Consider the following 16912-nt stretch of genomic DNA (forward strand, 5'->3'; position numbering starts at 1 on the left):
CCGTCAGCGGTCGTTGCGGTACAGCTGCTTTTTGTCGATGTAGCGCACCACACCGTCCGGCACCAGGTACCAGACCGGATCCCCCTGGGCGACGCGCGCCCGGCAGTCGGTCGAGGAGATGGCCAGCGCGGGCACCTCGACCAGGGACACCGCCCCCTCGGGCAGCCCGGGGTCCGCGAGGACGTGGCCGGGCCTGGTCACCCCGATGAAGTGGGCGAGCGACACCAGCTCCGCGGCATCGTGCCAGGTCAGGATCTGACTGAGCGCGTCGGCGCCGGTGATGAAGAACAGATCCGCGTCACGGTGCTCCGCGCGCAGATCACGCAGCGTGTCTATCGTGTACGTCTTGCCGCCGCGGTCGATGTCGATGCGGCTGACGGAGAACTGCGGGTTCGACGCGGTCGCGATGACCGTCATCAGATACCGGTCCTCGGCCGGGGACACCTTCTTGTGGCTCTTCTGCCACGGCTGTCCGGTCGGCACGAAGATGACCTCGTCGAGGTGGAACTGGCTGGCCACCTCGCTGGCGGCGACCAGGTGTCCGTGGTGGATCGGGTCGAACGTCCCGCCCATCACTCCGAGTCGCCGCTTCACGGGCCCTGTGTGCTCTCCCATGCGTGCAGACCCTACTGGGCGGCGCGCGATGCCGGGGTCCGGGTGCCGGGGCTCAGCGGTCCCGGTTGAAGCGGGTCGTGACCCACAGCAGGAGGAGCAGGACAAACAGGGCACCGCCGCCGGTCACGAAAGGGCTGAGGCTGGCGTGACCGCCCTCGTGGCCGGGTTCGGCGGCGAGGGAAACCAGGGACTGTGCGGTGGTGTGCAGGCTCATCGTCAGCAGGACCAATCCGGGCTCGGTTGCGGGCAGAGACTTCCACCACATCGTATGCGTCGGCCCACCGCGGGCTCACGGCGACTCCACCCGGATGCGCCCGGCCGCGTCCGCACGCCTGACGGGGCGCGGTCCCGGCCGGTCAGTCCTGGCCGTAGCCGCGCAGCAGGAACCACGCGAGGAGGGCGGCGCCGAGCACGCCCACGATGATCACGGTGCGCAGGATCCATCCGGGGCCGCCGTCCCTGGCGGTCTCCTCGGCTGCGGCGAGCAGCAGGCTCGGATGCGGCATGGCGGCGCTCCTCGGGTACCGGCCCGGCGGGTCTTTTGTACGGGCCTGTGCGGTCATTGGTGCGATCGCCAGCGTACGCCCGAGCATCCATTCGCCTGTCGGTGGCGTCCTCTAGTCTGAAACTCACGCAGTCGAAGAGGGGGAGGCCCCAATGACGGAGAGCCCAGACGGCAGCGCGCGTGTACCGAGCCGGGACCGGCGGCGATTCCCCGGAATCTCCTCGCGGTCGTACGAGCACCCCGCGGACCGCTCGGCGCTGGTCGCCCTGCGCAAGCTCAGCGGGTTCGACACCGTCTTCAAGACGCTCAGCGGCCTGTTGCCGGAGCGCAGCCTCCGGCTGCTGTTCCTGTCGGATTCGGTGCGCGTCAGCGACCAGCAGTTCTCGCACCTGAACGACATGCTGCGCGACGCCTGCTACATCCTGGACCTGGAGAAGGTCCCGCCGATGTACGTCAATCAGGACCCGCAGCCCAACGCCATGTGCATCGGCCTGGACGAGCCGATCATCGTGGTGACGACCGGTCTGGTCGAGCTGCTCGACGAGGAGGAGATGCGGGCGGTCGTCGGCCACGAGGTCGGCCACGCCCTCTCCGGGCACGCGGTCTACCGCACGATCCTGCTGTTCCTGACGAACCTCGCCATGAAGGTCGCCTGGATCCCGCTGGGCAACGTCGCGATCATGGCGATCGTGACGGCGCTGCGCGAGTGGTTCCGCAAGTCCGAGCTGTCGGCGGACCGCGCCGGACTGCTGGTCGGGCAGGACCTGCAGGCCTCGATGCGAGGCCTGATGAAGCTGGCCGGCGGCAATCATCTGCACGAGATGAACGTCGACGCCTTCCTCAAGCAGGCCGACGAGTACGAGTCGGGCGGCGATCTGCGCGACTCCGTGCTGAAGATCCTCAACCTCCTGCCACGCAGCCACCCGTTCACGACCGTGCGGGCGGCCGAGCTGAAGAAGTGGGCGGCCAGCCGCGAATACCAGCGGATCATGGACGGCCACTACCCCCGCCGCGACGAGGACCAGGACGCCTCGGTGTCCGACTCGTTCCGGGACTCGGCGGCGCACTACGCCGAGTCGGTCCGCAACAGCAAGGACCCGCTGATGGGCCTGGTCCGCGATATCGCGGGCGGTGCGGGCGACTTGGGCGGCAAGCTGCGGGACACGGTCTTCGGCGGCGGCTCGCGCGGCGGCCAGGGCGGCGCCAACGGCACGGACCGGACCAACGGCTCGGAAGCCTGACGGAACGACGCGCACGACGCCCGTCGGAGCGGCTCGTCCGCCCGGCGGGCCCTCGGACGCCTAGCGGATCGGGTGGGCCGGCCTCGGCTCGGCGGACGGCGCCAGCTGACCGCACAGCGAGGGGTTGGCCCGGTCCCTGGCGTAGGGGTCGGTGCCGGCCGGGCGGTCGCTGCCGGCGTGCTGTCCCGCGAAGAGCGGGTGCAGCGCGTCGGCCGACTGCGAGGAGCAGGCCAGCGGCCCGGCCTGCAGGCTGCTCTGCAGCACCTCCAGGCGGTGGTCGGTCAGGTCGTCGCGGCCCAGCCGGAAGTGCATCTCGCGCCGCACGGTGACCAGCGAGGCGGCGCCCGGGGTGGCCTTGCCGGCGTCCTGGCCGGCCGCGGCCCGCTGTGCGCCGGGGGCGGGCCGGACGGCGTAGACGAAGGTGTAGTCCGCGGTGACCTCCAGCGCGTCCGGGCTCAGCTCCGCGGCGGACAGCGTGCCGTTGACCCGTACGTTCCGGTCGGCGAGCCGGGTCTGCTTCGGGTCGAAGCGGACCAGCCAGCCGGTGGCGGCGTTCCGGCCGTTGTCGTCCGGGTGCGCCAAGCTGCGGTCGAACTGGTCGAGTTGGCCGGTGTCGAGCAGCAGCCGCAGCGGCCGCACGGAACCGCCGGTGAGGGCGTTCGGGTCCAGCGAGGAGCGGACGAGGTAGTCCTTGGCGATGGTCAGCGCGGAGACGATCTGGCCGTCGGAGAAGTGGTCGGTGCGGGAGACCGTGGGCAGGTTCACACCCGCGGCGCCGATCCGGTAATTCGCCGCGGGGCTGTGCGCGAAGAGGTCCTCGGGCGTGCCGCCGGGCACCTCCCCGCTCGGCGCGAGCGGCACGACGGCCGACCGCAACGGCTGCACCCGGGGCGGTTCCGGGGTCTTGTAGGGGTGCCGGATGCCCATGTAGACGGCGGTGCCGAAGGCCAGCACGATCAGCAGCACCAGGAGGATCGCCTGCCGGGAACCCCCCAGCCGCATCCAGGCGCGGCGGGTCTTCACCGCGGGTGCGTGGTGCTCACCGAGCCGTTCGTCGGCGGAGAATTCCTGCAGCCGCGCAGCGCGCACGAACGATTCGTCGAAGACGACGGATCGGTACTCGTCCTCACCGCCTCCCGGGGCGCCGTTGGGCGTCCCTTCGGGAGGGTCACCAGGCCCGGTCATACAACAAGAGTAGGTCGGCCGGGGCGAAGGTAAACGCCGGGGCGGCGGGCAACTTCAGCGCACCGTTCCGTTTCGGGCGCCCCGGATGCGGGCAACGCGCGACGGGGTCATTGTGCCCGGGTGCCGGCGGAGAACGACGGGCGCACGGTCTCGGCGGACGGCAGCGACGGCAGGCCCGGGCGGGCCGTGCGGACGCTGTCCGCGCCGCCGGTGGCCGGGGCGTCGACACCGCTGGACGTGGGAGCCGGCGCCGGGCTCTGGTTGCGCCCGGACGCACCGCGGAAGACGGCGCTGAAGGCCAGCGCGACCAGCCCGATGCCCATGACCACGGCCAGCACCCAGGCCACCGGCCGGTGCCAGCGGATACTGCCGCGGTAGGGCCGCAGCGAGCCGCCGTAGGGGCCGTACGGGCCGTGCGGCCGGTCGTCGTACTCGTCGTCCCCGTACCCGCCGTACGCACCGTGGTGCCGCGGGTCGCCGTACGCGTCGTGGTCGTCCGGGCCGTCGCCGTCGGGACCGAAACCGGCGGTCGAGCGGGCCGCTTCGGCCTCGGCGCGCGCCTCGGCGGCGGCCAGCATCCGCTCGACCGCCGAGGGCTCGTGGATCCGCGCGGACCGGACGAATTCCTCGTCGAAGACCACGGAAGCGAATTCCTCATCCGCTTTTCCGTGGCTCCCGTGGTGGTGCTCGTCGGGCTCTTCGCCGTCCGGGAACGGCGTGCCCCCCACGTCGTCCGGCACCCGTCCAGGTTAGCCCCGGGGGACCATTTTGGGCAGGGAGAAAGCACAGAGAACGGGGCGGCGGGGGCGGGAAATCCGGGGTCGGTGTCAGCGGGTGTGGCCGTCGCCGGTGACGATGTATTTGGTGGAGGTCAGTTCCGGCAGGCCCATGGGGCCGCGGGCGTGCAGCTTCTGGGTGGAGATGCCGATCTCGGCGCCGAAACCGAACTGTCCGCCGTCCGTGAAGCGGGTCGAGGCGTTGACCGCGACGGTGGTGGAATCCACCAACTGGGTGAATCGGCGGGCCGCGGCCTGCGAGGTGGTGACGATCGCCTCGGTGTGCCCGGAGGTCCAGCGCCGGATGTGCGCGACCGCTGCGTCCAGGTCGGGCACCACGGCGGCCGCGATGTCGTACGAGAGGTACTCCGTGGCCCAGTCCTCGTCGGTGGCGGGGGCGACCAGCCCGGGTCCGGCCTGCTGCCAGGCGGCGTCGCCGTGCACGACCACCCCGGCCTCGGTGAGCGCCTCCAAGGCGCGCGGCAGGAACTTCTCGGCGATCCCGGCGTGCACCAGCACGGTCTCGGCGGCGTTGCAGACGCTGGGCCGCTGGGCCTTGGAGTTGATCAGGATGTCGATCGCCATGTCGAGGTCGGCGGCCTCGTCGACGTAGACGTGGCAGTTGCCGGTGCCGGTCTCGATCACCGGGACGGTGGACTCCTCGACGACCGTACGGATCAGCGAGGCGCCGCCGCGCGGGATCAGCACGTCGACCAGGCCGCGGGCGCGCATCAGCTCGCGCACCGAGTCGCGGCTCTCGCCGGGCACCAGCTGGACGGCGTCGGCGGGCAGCCCAGCGCTCCGGACGGCGTCGCGCAGCACGTCCACCAGGGCGCTGTTGGAGGCGTAGGCGGAGGACGAGCCGCGCAGCAGCACGGCGTTGCCGGACTTCAGGCACAGGGCGGCGGCGTCCACCGTCACATTGGGCCGGGCCTCGTAGATGATGCCGATCACGCCGAGCGGGACCCGGACCTGGCGCAGGTCGAGGCCGTTGGGCAGGGTCGAGCCGCGGACCACCTCGCCGACCGGGTCGGGCAGCGCCACGACCTGGCGGACGTCCGCGGCGATCGCCGCGATCCGCTCCGGGGTGAGGGTGAGCCGGTCCACGATCGACTCGGCGGTGCCGGCCTCCCGGGCCTTGGCGACGTCCCGGTCGTTGGCGGCGACGATCTCCCCGGTCCGCTCCACCAGGGCGTCGGCGATGGCGAGCAGCGCGGCGTCGCGGGCCGTCCGCGGCAGTGGCGCCAGGACGGCGGCCGCCTCCCGCGCACGGCGGGCGGTGTCGAGGACGGGCGAGGTCTGCGATGCGCTGCTGGTCATGGCCGCAGCCTATCGGGCGGGCAGGCCGCGGCCAGGGGCCATCTCACAGCGCGGAACGCATCGGGCCGCCAGTCAGAAGGGGTGTACGCCTACGGGTGCGGCCGGTGGCGGCCCGTAACCCTCGGCGATGCGCTGGTGGTACGTCTCACGGTCGATGACCTCCAGGCCGACGATCTCCCACGGGGGCAGCTTGGCCGTCGAGCGGTGCTCGCCCCAGAGCCGCAGGGCGACCGCCGCGGCGTCGTGCAGGTCGCGGGCCTCCTCCCAGTAGCGGATCTCGGCGTGGTCGTTGGCGTAGCGGCTGGTCAGCAGGAAGGGATGGTCGTGCGCGAGCTGCTCCAGCGCCCGCCGGACCTCCCGCAGCGGGGCCTCGGCCCCCGAGACGCTGAGGGTGATGTGCCAGAGCCGGGACGCCTCTCCGCGGTCGCTCTCCGCGGTGCGCCGCGCGGTCCCGCTGCGCTCCTCCAGCTCCTCGTCCTCGGGCCGGCCGGCGGCCGGGCCGGGTCCGACGCTGGTCAGTGTGCGCTCCGCCGTCCCTCGGGGCGGTGCCCCTGGGCGCCCTCGTCTCACCGGCGGCCTCCTGTGTTGCGAATTGCTCGGCCCCGGGCGGTTGCGGGGCCGACTGGGTGGTACGTCGACGGGTGCGCTGGCGCGCGGTGGGCACCCCTCCCCTGTGGCGCCCCGCAACAAAGTTGACCAGTCCGCGGGCCGTCGCGGGGGCGTTTTTGCGAAGCTCTCGCGGGAAAAGACCGGTCGGTGCACCGCGGGCGGGGCGGTGTGCCGGTGCCATGACGGGCACCGGCGGGGGCCCGGCGGCGTCAGTGGTGCAGCAGCACCAGATCGTCGCGGTGCACGACCTCCCGCTCGTAGGCGGGGCCCAGCTCACGGGCGAGATCGCGGGTCGAACGGCCAATCAATCGGGGGATTTCCCGGGCGTCGAAATTGACGAGCCCGCGGGCGATCGCCCGGCCCCCGCCGTCCCGCAGCTCGACCGGGTCGCCGGCCGAGAACTCGCCTTCCACCGCCGCGATACCGGCGGGCAGCAGCGAGGAGTGCCGCTCCACGACGGCCCGGACCGCCCCGTCGTCGAGGACGAGCGCGCCGCGCGGCGTGGAGGCGTGCGCGAGCCACAGCAGCCGGTCGGCGGAGCGGCGCCCGGTCCGCAGGAAGTGCGTGCCCGTGGGCCCGCCGGCCAGCGCCTCCGCGGCGTGTACGGCGGAGGTCAGGATGACCGGGATGCCGGCCGCGGCGGCGATCCGGGCCGCCTCGACCTTGGTGACCATGCCGCCGGTGCCCACGCCGGCCTTGCCCGCGCTCCCGATGGAGACGCCTTCGAGGTCCTGGGGACCACGGACCTCGGCTATCCGCGAGGTGCCCGGGGTGGCCGGGTCGCCGTCGTAGAGGCCGTCCACGTCGGACAGCAGGATCAGCAGGTCGGCGCGGACGAGGTGGGCGACCAGCGCGGCCAGCCGGTCGTTGTCGCCGAAGCGGATCTCGTCGGTGGCGACCGTGTCGTTCTCGTTGACGATCGGCACGGCGCCCATGGCCAGCAGCTGGTCCAGGGTCCGGTAGGCGTTGCGGTAGTGGGCCCGGCGGCTGGTGTCGTCGGAGGTCAGCAGGACCTGGCCGACGCGCCGGCCGTAGCGGGCGAAGGAAGCGGTGTAGCGGGCGACCAGCAGGCCCTGGCCGACGCTGGCGGCGGCCTGCTGGCGGGCCAGGTCGCGCGGCCGCCGGTCCAGGCCCAGGGGGGCCAGGCCGGCCGCGATGGCACCGGAGGAGACCAGCACGATCTCCTTGTCCTGGTGCTTGGCCAGCACGTCCACCAGCGCGTCGACCCGGTCCGCGTCCAGTCCGCCGGCGGCCGTGGTCAGTGAGGACGAGCCCACCTTCACCACGATCCGCCGGGCGTGAGCGACGTCCTGCCTTGCGCCTGCCACCTGCTGTACCCCTGTACTGCTCGCCTGTTTCCCGGCCGCCGTACGGGTGGTCCCCCGACCGTCCCGTACACGTCCCTACGGGCGCAATCTACGGCAGTGCGGCCCGCCGGCGCGTGCCGATATCGCCTGGCGGACGCCCGGTGGGACGGCGACCGGCCGGCCGGAGTGGCGAACGCCACCGTGAAGCGGCGGGGACGACGAGAGTGGCGAACACCACCGTCAAATGGCTGGAACAATACGGAGGGACGCCCTCCGGTCCCCCTGCCGTGCACGGCCGAAAGGCTTCTTCCCGCGGCCGTATTTACTGCATTTACCGCCACTCACCTGGAATTCCTTAAGACGAGCGGAACGGCCAAGAGGTTGCGTTCGATTGGTCCGCTTTCGCGGTGATGAGAGCCACAGCAGATTGTCACCAAGGCCAACAAGGTCATACGGTCGGGTGTCCATCGGTCCCGTTTCGCCGCTCCGGCGGCGTCGCAGCGCGGGACCCGGCCGCCCCACTTCGGCCTCCCCCCTGACCTTCTTGCTGCCAGGAGCCCTCCCCCGTGCCTTCCGCCGGAATCGTTCCCCGCCGAGCCGTACAGCTCGCGGCACTCGTCGCGATGATGCTCGCGTTCACCGCCCAGCTCGTCGGTGCGCTGCTGCCCGTCATCCCGCTGTTCATCGCCGCCTCCGTGGTCAACCTGGGTCTCGACCTGGTCCTGCAGCACAAGCAGCCCGGCCTGCTCGCCGTGCTGGGCCGGATCCGGTTCGACGTCACGGTGCGCCAGCTGCTGCGCGACATGCTGATACTGGTCGGCCTGCTGCACATCGACGGCATCAACCCGCTGGAGGAGCAGGCGCCGCTCACCATCACGCTGCTCCTCTTCTACGGCACCCACTTCGTGTGCCAGGCGGTCGCGGTGCTGGTCCGCCGGACCCGCAGCCTGCCGTTCGTGACGCGCAACATCGACGCCGGCGAGCTGCGGCTGTGCGACGCGCCGCCGCGGATCCTGTCCCGCCAGACGGGCCGGCGGCTGCTGCGCTTCTCGGTGCCGACCACGATCGGCATGATGGTGACCGCGATCACGACCGACGCCTACTGGGGCGGCATCGGACTGGCCGTCTCCCTGGCCCTGTCGGCCGGCGGCACCCTCTACCTGGCCACCTGGCTGCTGCCCAAGAAGCGCGTGGTCGCCGAACAGCAGGCGCTGGAGTGGCTGGACAACTGGCTGGCCGAGTACCGGCCGACGGTCGGCATGTACTTCTCCGGCGGCGCCTCCTCGGCCTACCAGGCCAACATGTGGCTGAGCACGCTCGCCTCCCTGGACGGCAACCCGATCATCGTGCTCCGTGAGCGCTTCATGGTGCAGAAGATCGAGGCCACGGACATCCCGATCGTCTGCATCCCCAAGGTCGCCAACCTGATGCGCCTGGAGCACTCCACGCTGAAGGTCCTGCTGCACCCGGCGAACTCCGGCAAGACCTCGCAGATCCTGCGGATCCCGTCGATCAAGCACGCGTTCATCAACCACGGCGAGAGCGACAAGCTGTCCTCCTGCAACCCGTACGCCAAGGCGTACGACGAGGTCTGGGTGGCGGGTCCGGCGGCCCGCGACCGCTACCAGCTCGCCGACATCGGCGTGGAGGACAAGGACGTCGTCGAGGTCGGCCGCCCGCAGCTGTCCCCGATCCGCCCGATCCAGCGGCACGACAGTGCCCGGGCCGGCCGGCCGACCACCGTGCTGTACGCCCCGACCTGGGAGGGCTGGGACGGCAACCCGGGCAACACCTCGGTGATCCTGGCCGGCGAGAACATCGTCCGCGAGCTGCTCGCCGACGAGAACGTGCGGCTGCTGTACAAGCCGCACCCGATGACCGGTTCCGTCGACCCCCGTGCGGGCGCTGCCAACGCCCGCATCCAGGCGATGATCGCGGAGGCCAACGGCCGGCGCAGCGGTACGCGCCCCGGCCCGGAGGCCGCCGCCGAGCTGGCCCGCCGCGCCGAGGAGCTGAGTGCCCTGACCACCTCCGCGTTCCGCAAGAGCGCGGACGAGCTGGAGCGGATGCGGCTGCAGGGCACTCCCGAGGAGGGCCGCGCGGCCGCCGTCGCGGACGCGGTCACCGCCTGGGAGGAGGCGTACTGGAACTCCTTCCCCGAGTGGGAGCACCAGATCATCACCACCGCCCGCCCCGGCATCTTCAGCTGCTTCAACCAGGCCGACGTGCTGATCAGCGACGTCTCCAGCGTGGTGTCCGACTACCTGACCAGCGAGAAGCCGTACGCGGTCGCCAACACGTCGGGTATGAGCGAGGACGACTTCCGGGCGAACTTCCCGACCGTCCGGGCGGCGACGATCCTCACGCCGGACGCGGCCGGGGTGGCCGGTCTGCTCGACGCGGTCCGCGAGCCGGAGAAGGACACCCTCGTCGCGGCGCGGGCCGAGCTCAAGGAACACCTGCTGGGCCCGTCGGACCCGCCGTCGTCGGTCCGCTTCAACCGGGCGGCGATGGATCTGTGCACCAAGGCCGACGAGCGCCGCATCCGGATGGAGAACCGGCTCTCCGGCATCCCCGGCCAACGCTCGCAGGAGGGCGTGGACGGCCCGGAGACGGCCGAACACGAGGCCACCGGCACCTCGGACGCGACAGCCGGCGTCTAGCCCACAGAACGCCGTCTGCGGCCTCCGCGGACGACATTGAGCACCAGCGCAGGCCCCGGGAAGATCTCTTCCCGGGGCCTGCGCTTTGAGTTGGGGCCGTCGGTCGGGTTGCTGCCGCTTGGTTTTTTCCCCGCCGCCCACCCCCCTTCGGGGGGGGGTGGGCGGGTACATGTGCGCGGGGTACATGCGCGCGGGGCTGCGTCAGCTGCGTCAGGCGGCCTTCCCCGTAGGCCCCCGAGCCGCCACCTCCCCTAGAACGGCCGGAAGCCGTCGTACTCCTGGGCGGCCTCGTCGCGTTCCGCGTCGCGGTCGCGGCGGCGCTGGGCGGCCGGGCGGGGCGCCTCGAAGCGGTGGTCCTCGCCGCGCCGGCCCAGCATCTCCGCGCCGGCCGTCACCGTCGGCTCCCAGTCGAAGACCACCGCGTTGTCCTCGGGGCCGATCGCCACGCCGTCCATGGCGCGGGCGCCCGCCTTGAGGAGCGCGTCCTCGACGCCGAGGCGGCTGAGCCGGTCCGCCAGATAGCCGACCGCCTCGTCGTTGTTGAAGTCGGTCTGGCGCACCCAGCGCTCCGGCTTCTCGCCCCGTACGCGGAAGAAGCCCTCGCCCTCCTGCGTGACCGTGAAGCCCGCGTCGTCCACCGCCTTGGGACGGATGACGATCCGCGTGGCCTCCTGGACGGGCTTGGCGGCGCGCGCCTTGGCGACGATGTCGGCCAGCGCGTACGACAGCTCCTTCAGGCCCTGATGGGCGACGGCGGAGACCTCGAAGACGCGGTAGCCGCGCTCCTCCAGGTCCGGCCGGATCATGTCGGCCAGGTCCTTGCCGTCCGGGATGTCGATCTTGTTGAGCACGACCACCCGCGGCCGGTTCTCCAGGCCGCCGTACTGGGCGAGCTCCTCCTCGATGACGTCGAGGTCGGAGACCGGGTCCCGGTCGGACTCCAGGGTCGCGGTGTCCAGGACGTGCACCAGCACCTCGCAGCGCTCGACGTGCCGCAGGAACTCCAGGCCCAGGCCCTTGCCCTGACTGGCGCCCGGGATCAGCCCGGGGACGTCCGCGATGGTGTAGACCGTGGCGCCGGCGGTGACCACGCCGAGGTTGGGCACCAGCGTCGTGAAGGGGTAGTCCGCGATCTTCGGCCGGGCCGCGGAGAGCACCGAGATCAGCGACGACTTGCCCGCGCTCGGGTAGCCGACCAGCGCGACGTCCGCGACGGTCTTGAGCTCCAGGACGATGTCCCGGGCCTCTCCCGGCTCGCCGAGCAGCGCGAAACCGGGCGCCTTGCGGCGGGCGGAGGCCAGCGCGGCGTTGCCGAGGCCGCCGCGGCCGCCCTGGCCGGCGACGAAGGTGGTGCCCTGGCCCACCAGGTCGGCGAGCACCTCACCGTTCTTGTCGAGCACGACCGTGCCGTCCGGGACCGGCAGGACCAGGTCCTTGCCGTTCTTGCCCTCGCGGTTGTCGCCGGCACCGGGCTGGCCGTTGGTGGCCTTGCGGTGCGGATGGTGGTGGTAGTCGAGGAGGGTGGTGACGTCCTGGTCGACGACCAGGATCACATCGCCGCCGCGGCCGCCGTTGCCGCCGTCGGGGCCGCCGAGCGGCTTGAACTTCTCCCGGTGTACGGAGGCACAGCCGTGGCCTCCGTTACCCGCGGCGACGTGCAGCTCGACGCGGTCCACGAAGGTGGTCATGGTGGGGTGCCTCCAGATGAGCGGGGTGGTCTGGTACTGCGTACTACGGGGTCACTGCCCAGGCGCCGCGGAACTGCGGAGCAGTACGGCGCGTACGGCAGTGAGGGCGCGTACGTCAGAGATGTCTCTGTCGTAACACGCCAAGGGCGGACCGGCCTTCCCGCTCACGCGGGAAAAGGCGGTCCGCCCCTGGTGGTGCTGTGTGACGTCCGGGCCCGTATTACTGGGCGACCGGGACGATGTTCACGACCTTGCGGCCACGGTGGGTGCCGAACTGCACCGCACCGGCCTGCAGGGCGAACAGGGTGTCGTCGCCGCCGCGGCCGACGCCCGAGCCGGGGTGGAAGTGGGTGCCACGCTGGCGGACCAGGATCTCACCGGCGAGGACGGCCTGACCGCCGAAGCGCTTCACGCCGAGCCGCTGAGCATTGGAGTCGCGACCGTTCCGGGTGGACGATGCGCCCTTCTTGTGTGCCATGTCTCCTCAGTCCCTTACTTCGCCGGAGCGTCGATGCCGGTGATCTTCAGCGCCGTGTGGAGCTGGCGGTGGCCGATCCGCTTCTTGTAACCGGTCTTGTTCTTGTACTTCTGGATCCGGATCTTGTTGCCCTTGTGGTGGTCCACGACCTCACCCTGGACCTTCACGCCGGCCAGGACCCACGGGTCGCTGGTGACCGCGTCACCGTCGACGACCAGCAGCGTGGAGAGCTCGACGGTGTCGCCGACCTTGCTGGTGGAAATGCGGTCAATCTCGATGACGTCGCCGACAGAAACCTTCTGCTGGCGTCCGCCGGTGCGCACGATCGCGTACACGCGGAACTCTCTTTCGCTTGAAACGGATCCTCTGATGCCAGCCGCTCTCACGGGCTCGGGACGTCCCGTGGAATCCGATCGGACGAGCGGCCTCCCTCGGCGGACCGAGAGGTATTTGCTCAGAAGTGGTGGTGCCCTGAAGTCTCAGACACCGACGGTCAAGGTTACGGGGCCTTGACCAGGGGGTCAAACCGGCCCCGGGCCGCCGTGACGGCCCGGGGCGGGTTCGTGACGCTCAGTCCTCCGTCGAAACCGACACCGACGCGACCGAGGGCTGCTCGGCGGCTGCGGTCTTCTTGGCCGCGGCCTTCTTCGTCGTCGCCTTCTTCGTGGTGGTCTTCTTCGCCGTGGCCTTCTTGGCGGTGGTGGTCTTCTTCGCCGCCGCCTTCTTGGCCGTGGTCTTCTTCGCCGCGGCCTTCTTGGCGGTGGCCTTCTTGGCCGTCGCCTTCTTCGCGGTCTTCTTCGCCGCGGGCGCCGCCTCCGGCTCGGCCGCCTCGGCACCCTCGACGGGCTCCGCGGCCGGTGCCTCGGCCTGCTCCGTCACCGGCTCGGCGGCCGGCGTGGCGATCACCACGGTCGCCACGGAATCGTCGGACACCTCGGGCGAGCCCGCCGGAGCGGTCACCTTACGTGTCACCCGACGGCGCGGACGGGCCGGCGCGGGTTCCGGGGCAGCGGCCTCGGCGGCCGGCTCCGGCGCCGCGGCCGGCTCCGGCTCGGCGGCCTGGGCGGGCGCCGGCTCGGCCGGCAGCACGATCGCGGCGGCCTCCTCGGCGGCGGCCCTGGGGGCGCCCGCCGGAGCGGACACCTTCCGGCTCACCCGGCGGCGGCCCCGGCCACGTCCGGCCGCGGCCTCGGCCTCGGCCGGGCTGCTGAACCACTCGTCGGTACCGGCCACCGTGGGCTGCAGCTCGGCCTCCGTCACGGCCACCGGCTCCAGCTCGGGCGCGCCACCGTCCGGGGTGGGCTCGGCGGCCTCGACCTCGTGGACGTGCGGCTCGGCGGCCTCGACCGGCGCCGCCTTGCCCTTCTTCTTGCGCTTGCCGCCACCGCCGACCGTCGTCGGCTGGTCCATGTGGACGATGACGCCCCGGCCGTTGCAGTGCACGCACGACTCGGAGAACGACTCCAGCAGGCCCTGGCCGACCCGCTTGCGGGTCATCTGGACCAGGCCGAGCGAGGTGACCTCGGCCACCTGGTGCTTCGTACGGTCACGGCCCAGGCACTCCAGCAGGCGCCGCAGCACCAGGTCGCGGTTGGACTCCAGCACCATGTCGATGAAGTCGATCACGATGATGCCGCCGAGGTCGCGCAGCCGCAGCTGGCGCACGATCTCCTCGGCCGCCTCCAGGTTGTTCCTGGTGACCGTCTCCTCCAGGTTGCCGCCCTGGCCGGTGAACTTGCCGGTGTTGACGTCGACCACGACCATCGCCTCGGTCCGGTCGATCACCAGCGAGCCGCCGCTGGGCAGCCAGACCTTGCGGTCCAGCGCCTTCATCAGCTGCTCGTCGATCCGGTACGTGGCGAAGACGTCGACGTCCGAGGTCCACTTCTGCAGCCGGTCGGTGAGGTCCGGCGCGACGTGGGCGACGTAGCCGTGGATCGTCTCCCAGGCGTCGTCACCGCTGACGATGACCTTGGAGAAGTCCTCGTTGAAGATGTCCCGCACGACCCGGACGGTCATGTCCGGCTCGCCGTACAGGAGCGTCGGCGCGCTGGAGCTGCTGCCCTTGGCCTTCTTCTGGATCTCTTCCCACTGGGCCTGCAGGCGCTGGACGTCGCGCGCCAGCTCCTCCTCGCTCGCGCCCTCCGCGGCGGTACGGACGATCACGCCCGCGTCCTCGGGGACGATCTTCTTGAGGATCTGCTTCAGCCGGGCCCGCTCGGTGTCCGGGAGCTTGCGGCTGATACCGGTCATCGAGCCCTCGGGCACGTAGACCAGGTAGCGGCCGGGCAGCGAGACCTGGCTGGTCAGGCGGGCGCCCTTGTGACCGATCGGGTCCTTGGTGACCTGCACCAGCACCGACTGGCCGGACTTCAGCGCGCTCTCGATCCGGCGCGGGCCGTTCGCCATGCCCAGCGCCTCGAAGTTGACCTCACCGGCGTACAGCACGGCGTTGCGGCCCTTGCCGATGTCGACGAAGGCGGCCTCCATCGACGGCAGGACGTTCTGCACCTTGCCGAGGTACACATTGCCGACGTACGAGGTGGCCTGTTCCTTGTTGACGAAGTGCTCCACGAGCACGTTGTCCTCGAGGACAGCGATCTGGGTGCGCTCGCCGCTCTGGCGGACGACCATCACCCGCTCGACGGCCTCACGGCGGGCGAGGAACTCCGCCTCGGTGATGATCGGCACCCGGCGGCGGCCCTGCTCACGCCCCTCGCGGCGGCGCTGCTTCTTGGCCTCCAGGCGCGTCGACCCCTTGATCGACTGCACCTCGTCCGCGCCGGTGCCCTCCTCCTTCTTGCGGGGCTCACGGACCTTGACGACCGTGCGCTCGGGATCGTCGGCGTGCGAGGCCTCGACCTCGGCGGCGTCCCCGCTGCGACGGCGGCGGCGACGGCGACGGCGGCTGCTGCTGGAGCCGGCGCCCGACTGCTCGTCCTCGTGCTCCTCCGCCTCCTCGGCGGACTCCGCCTCGTGGCCGGGCTCCTCGGCCTCGGCCTCCTGGGCACCCTCCTCGGCAGCGGCCTCGGCCTGTTGCTCCTCGGGACCCTCGGCGGTCTCCCCGCGACGGCGGCGACGGCCACCACGGCGACGGCGGCGCGACGGGCGCTCGGCGAACTCGTCCTCGGCGTGGCCGGCCTCCTCGGCCTCGGCCTCCTCGGCGGCCTCCGGCTCCTCCACGGGAGCGGTGACGACCTGCTCGGCCTCGGCCGGGGCGCCCCGGCGGCGACGGCGCCGCGCACCGGCCGGCGGCTGCTCCTCGGCGACCGGCTCGGTCTCGGCGGCCTCCTGGCGCGCCGCGGCATGGGCGGCGGCGGCGGCGGTCTCGGGGGTCTGGAACATCGGCTCGGTGAAGACCGGCGCCTGGAAGACCGCGGTCGGCGGCCGCTGGGCACGACGGCGGCCGCGCACCGGCGCCTCCTGCGCGGGCTCCTCCTCGGCCCGCGGCGCCTCGGCGGCCGGCTCCCCGGCGCGCTCGGTACGGCGGCGGGACCGGCGGCGCGGGCCCTCGGTCTCCTCGGCGGGCGCCTCGGCCTGCGCCGCGGCTTCCGCGGCCGGGAGGGGCGCCTCGACGGGCTCCTCGGCGGCCTGCGGCGCACCCGCGGGAGCGGTGGCCTTACGGGTCGCACGGCGACGGGTACGGGCCGGCTTGGCCTCCTCGACGGCCTCCGCGGCCGCGGGCGCCTCCTCGGCGGCGGCCGGTGCGGCCGGGGCCTCGACGGGCTCCTCGGCACTCACCTGCGGGGCACCGGCCGGAGCGGTCGCCTTACGGGTCGCGCGGCGACGCGTACGGGCCGGCTTCGCGGGCTCCTCGGCGACCGGAGCGGTCTCCTCGGTCTCCTCGACTTCTTCGGCCTCCTCCGCCGGCTCGGCGGCGGGCGCCTCCGCGACGACCGGCTCCGGAGCGGCCTCGGGCTGCGGGGCCCCGGCGGGGGCGGTCGCCTTACGGGTCGCGCGGCGGCGGGTACGGCGCGGGGCGGCCTCCCCGGCCTGCGGCGCCTCGGCGGGCGTTTCGGCGGCGGCTGCGGCACCGGCTGCTGCCTCGGCAGGAGCCTCCACGGGCGTCTCTGCCGGCACCTCGGCGGCCGGCTGCGGGGCCCCGGCGGGGGCGGTGGCCTTACGGGTGGCCCGGCGGCGGGTACGGGCCGGTTTGGCCTCGTCGCCGCTGCTCACCGCGGACGCGGTGGACTCCTCGGCGGCGGCCCGGGCGGCCGTCGGCGCGGCGGGCTCGGTGCTCACCACGGTGGCCGCGGAGGCGTCGCCGGCGACCGGCGGGCCGGCCGGCCGGGACGCCGCCCGGCGCCGACGGCGCGGCGGCAGCGTGTCACTGGGTGAGTGGTTGTCGTCCGGACCGCGGTCCGGGGACGACGTCGATTCAGTGGGCTCAATGGGCTCGAGCATGCGGGCGGTTCTCCCGTCACGCTCCCGGGCGCCGCGCCTGATTCCGGTAGCGGTCCGCGTGATGAGCGCGGGCCCGCTGTCCGGGGCGTGGGCGCCGCACGGGAGCTGTCGTCTCGCTCGT

At 72.5% G+C, this 16912-nt stretch carries 14 protein-coding genes; 2 read left to right on the plus strand and 12 right to left on the minus strand.

Annotated features, from left to right (window positions below; genetic code table 11):
* Positions 1-3 precede the first annotated feature (3 nt).
* From nadD to IG62_RS48005, 3 genes are all read right to left on the minus strand, one after another.
* Positions 4-615 carry a nicotinate-nucleotide adenylyltransferase gene (gene nadD, locus IG62_RS0128765; RefSeq protein ID WP_051798734.1) on the minus strand — a complete coding sequence of 204 codons (612 nt, stop codon included), beginning with the start codon at positions 613-615 and terminating at the stop codon, positions 4-6.
* A 52-nt stretch (positions 616-667) separates the two neighbouring features.
* Positions 668-829, minus strand: coding sequence for a hypothetical protein (locus IG62_RS48000; RefSeq protein ID WP_030809529.1), 162 nt, complete (start codon positions 827-829; stop codon positions 668-670).
* 142 nt (positions 830-971) lie between these two features.
* Positions 972-1121 (minus strand): hypothetical protein, encoded by a 150-nt coding sequence (locus IG62_RS48005; protein ID WP_199812542.1) that lies wholly within the window; start codon positions 1119-1121, stop codon positions 972-974.
* 151 nt (positions 1122-1272) lie between these two features.
* On the opposite strand from IG62_RS48005, the gene IG62_RS0128780 reads away from it, so the two are divergent.
* Complete coding sequence (locus IG62_RS0128780; protein WP_030809532.1) at positions 1273-2361, plus strand: M48 family metallopeptidase; 1089 nt, start codon at positions 1273-1275, stop codon at positions 2359-2361.
* 60 nt (positions 2362-2421) lie between these two features.
* Here the strand turns inward: IG62_RS0128780 and IG62_RS0128785 are convergent, their stop codons facing one another.
* The 5 genes from IG62_RS0128785 to proB all read right to left on the minus strand — a co-directional run bounded on the left by IG62_RS0128785 (position 2422) and on the right by proB (position 7579).
* Positions 2422-3546 carry a hypothetical protein gene (locus IG62_RS0128785; protein ID WP_030809535.1) on the minus strand — a complete coding sequence of 375 codons (1125 nt, stop codon included), beginning with the start codon at positions 3544-3546 and terminating at the stop codon, positions 2422-2424.
* Between the two features lie 107 nt (positions 3547-3653).
* Complete coding sequence (locus IG62_RS0128790; protein ID WP_030809539.1) at positions 3654-4286, minus strand: membrane protein; 633 nt, start codon at positions 4284-4286, stop codon at positions 3654-3656.
* A gap of 87 nt (positions 4287-4373) precedes the next feature.
* Positions 4374-5642, minus strand: a complete 1269-nt coding sequence (locus tag IG62_RS0128795) for a glutamate-5-semialdehyde dehydrogenase (protein ID WP_030809542.1) — start codon at positions 5640-5642, stop codon at positions 4374-4376.
* Positions 5643-5714: 72 nt separating this feature from the next.
* Positions 5715-6212 (minus strand): hypothetical protein, encoded by a 498-nt coding sequence (locus IG62_RS0128800; protein ID WP_030809545.1) that lies wholly within the window; start codon positions 6210-6212, stop codon positions 5715-5717.
* A gap of 248 nt (positions 6213-6460) precedes the next feature.
* Positions 6461-7579 carry a glutamate 5-kinase gene (gene proB / locus IG62_RS0128805; RefSeq protein WP_078872305.1) on the minus strand — a complete coding sequence of 373 codons (1119 nt, stop codon included), beginning with the start codon at positions 7577-7579 and terminating at the stop codon, positions 6461-6463.
* Positions 7580-8124: 545 nt separating this feature from the next.
* Here proB and IG62_RS0128810 point away from each other — a divergent pair.
* The gene (locus tag IG62_RS0128810; protein ID WP_030809549.1) at positions 8125-10221 is read left to right on the plus strand and encodes a hypothetical protein; all 2097 of its coding nucleotides are present in this window, start codon (positions 8125-8127) and stop codon (positions 10219-10221) included.
* 251 nt (positions 10222-10472) lie between these two features.
* Here IG62_RS0128810 and obgE read toward each other — a convergent pair whose 3' ends face one another.
* The 4 genes from obgE to IG62_RS0128830 all read right to left on the minus strand — a co-directional run bounded on the left by obgE (position 10473) and on the right by IG62_RS0128830 (position 16791).
* Positions 10473-11909: a GTPase ObgE gene (gene obgE / locus IG62_RS0128815; protein ID WP_030809553.1), complete on the minus strand. Its 1437-nt coding sequence runs from the start codon at positions 11907-11909 to the stop codon at positions 10473-10475.
* A gap of 220 nt (positions 11910-12129) precedes the next feature.
* The gene (gene rpmA, locus IG62_RS0128820; protein ID WP_030809556.1) at positions 12130-12387 is read right to left on the minus strand and encodes a 50S ribosomal protein L27; all 258 of its coding nucleotides are present in this window, start codon (positions 12385-12387) and stop codon (positions 12130-12132) included.
* Positions 12388-12401: 14 nt separating this feature from the next.
* Positions 12402-12722, minus strand: a complete 321-nt coding sequence (rplU, locus tag IG62_RS0128825; protein WP_030413828.1) for a 50S ribosomal protein L21 — start codon at positions 12720-12722, stop codon at positions 12402-12404.
* 235 nt (positions 12723-12957) lie between these two features.
* Positions 12958-16791, minus strand: coding sequence for an Rne/Rng family ribonuclease (locus IG62_RS0128830; protein ID WP_030809559.1), 3834 nt, complete (start codon positions 16789-16791; stop codon positions 12958-12960).
* Between the last annotated feature and the right edge of the window lie 121 nt (positions 16792-16912).

Source organism: Streptomyces sp. NRRL S-337, assembly GCF_000720175.1.
GTDB lineage: Bacteria > Actinomycetota > Actinomycetes > Streptomycetales > Streptomycetaceae > Streptomyces > Streptomyces siderophoricus.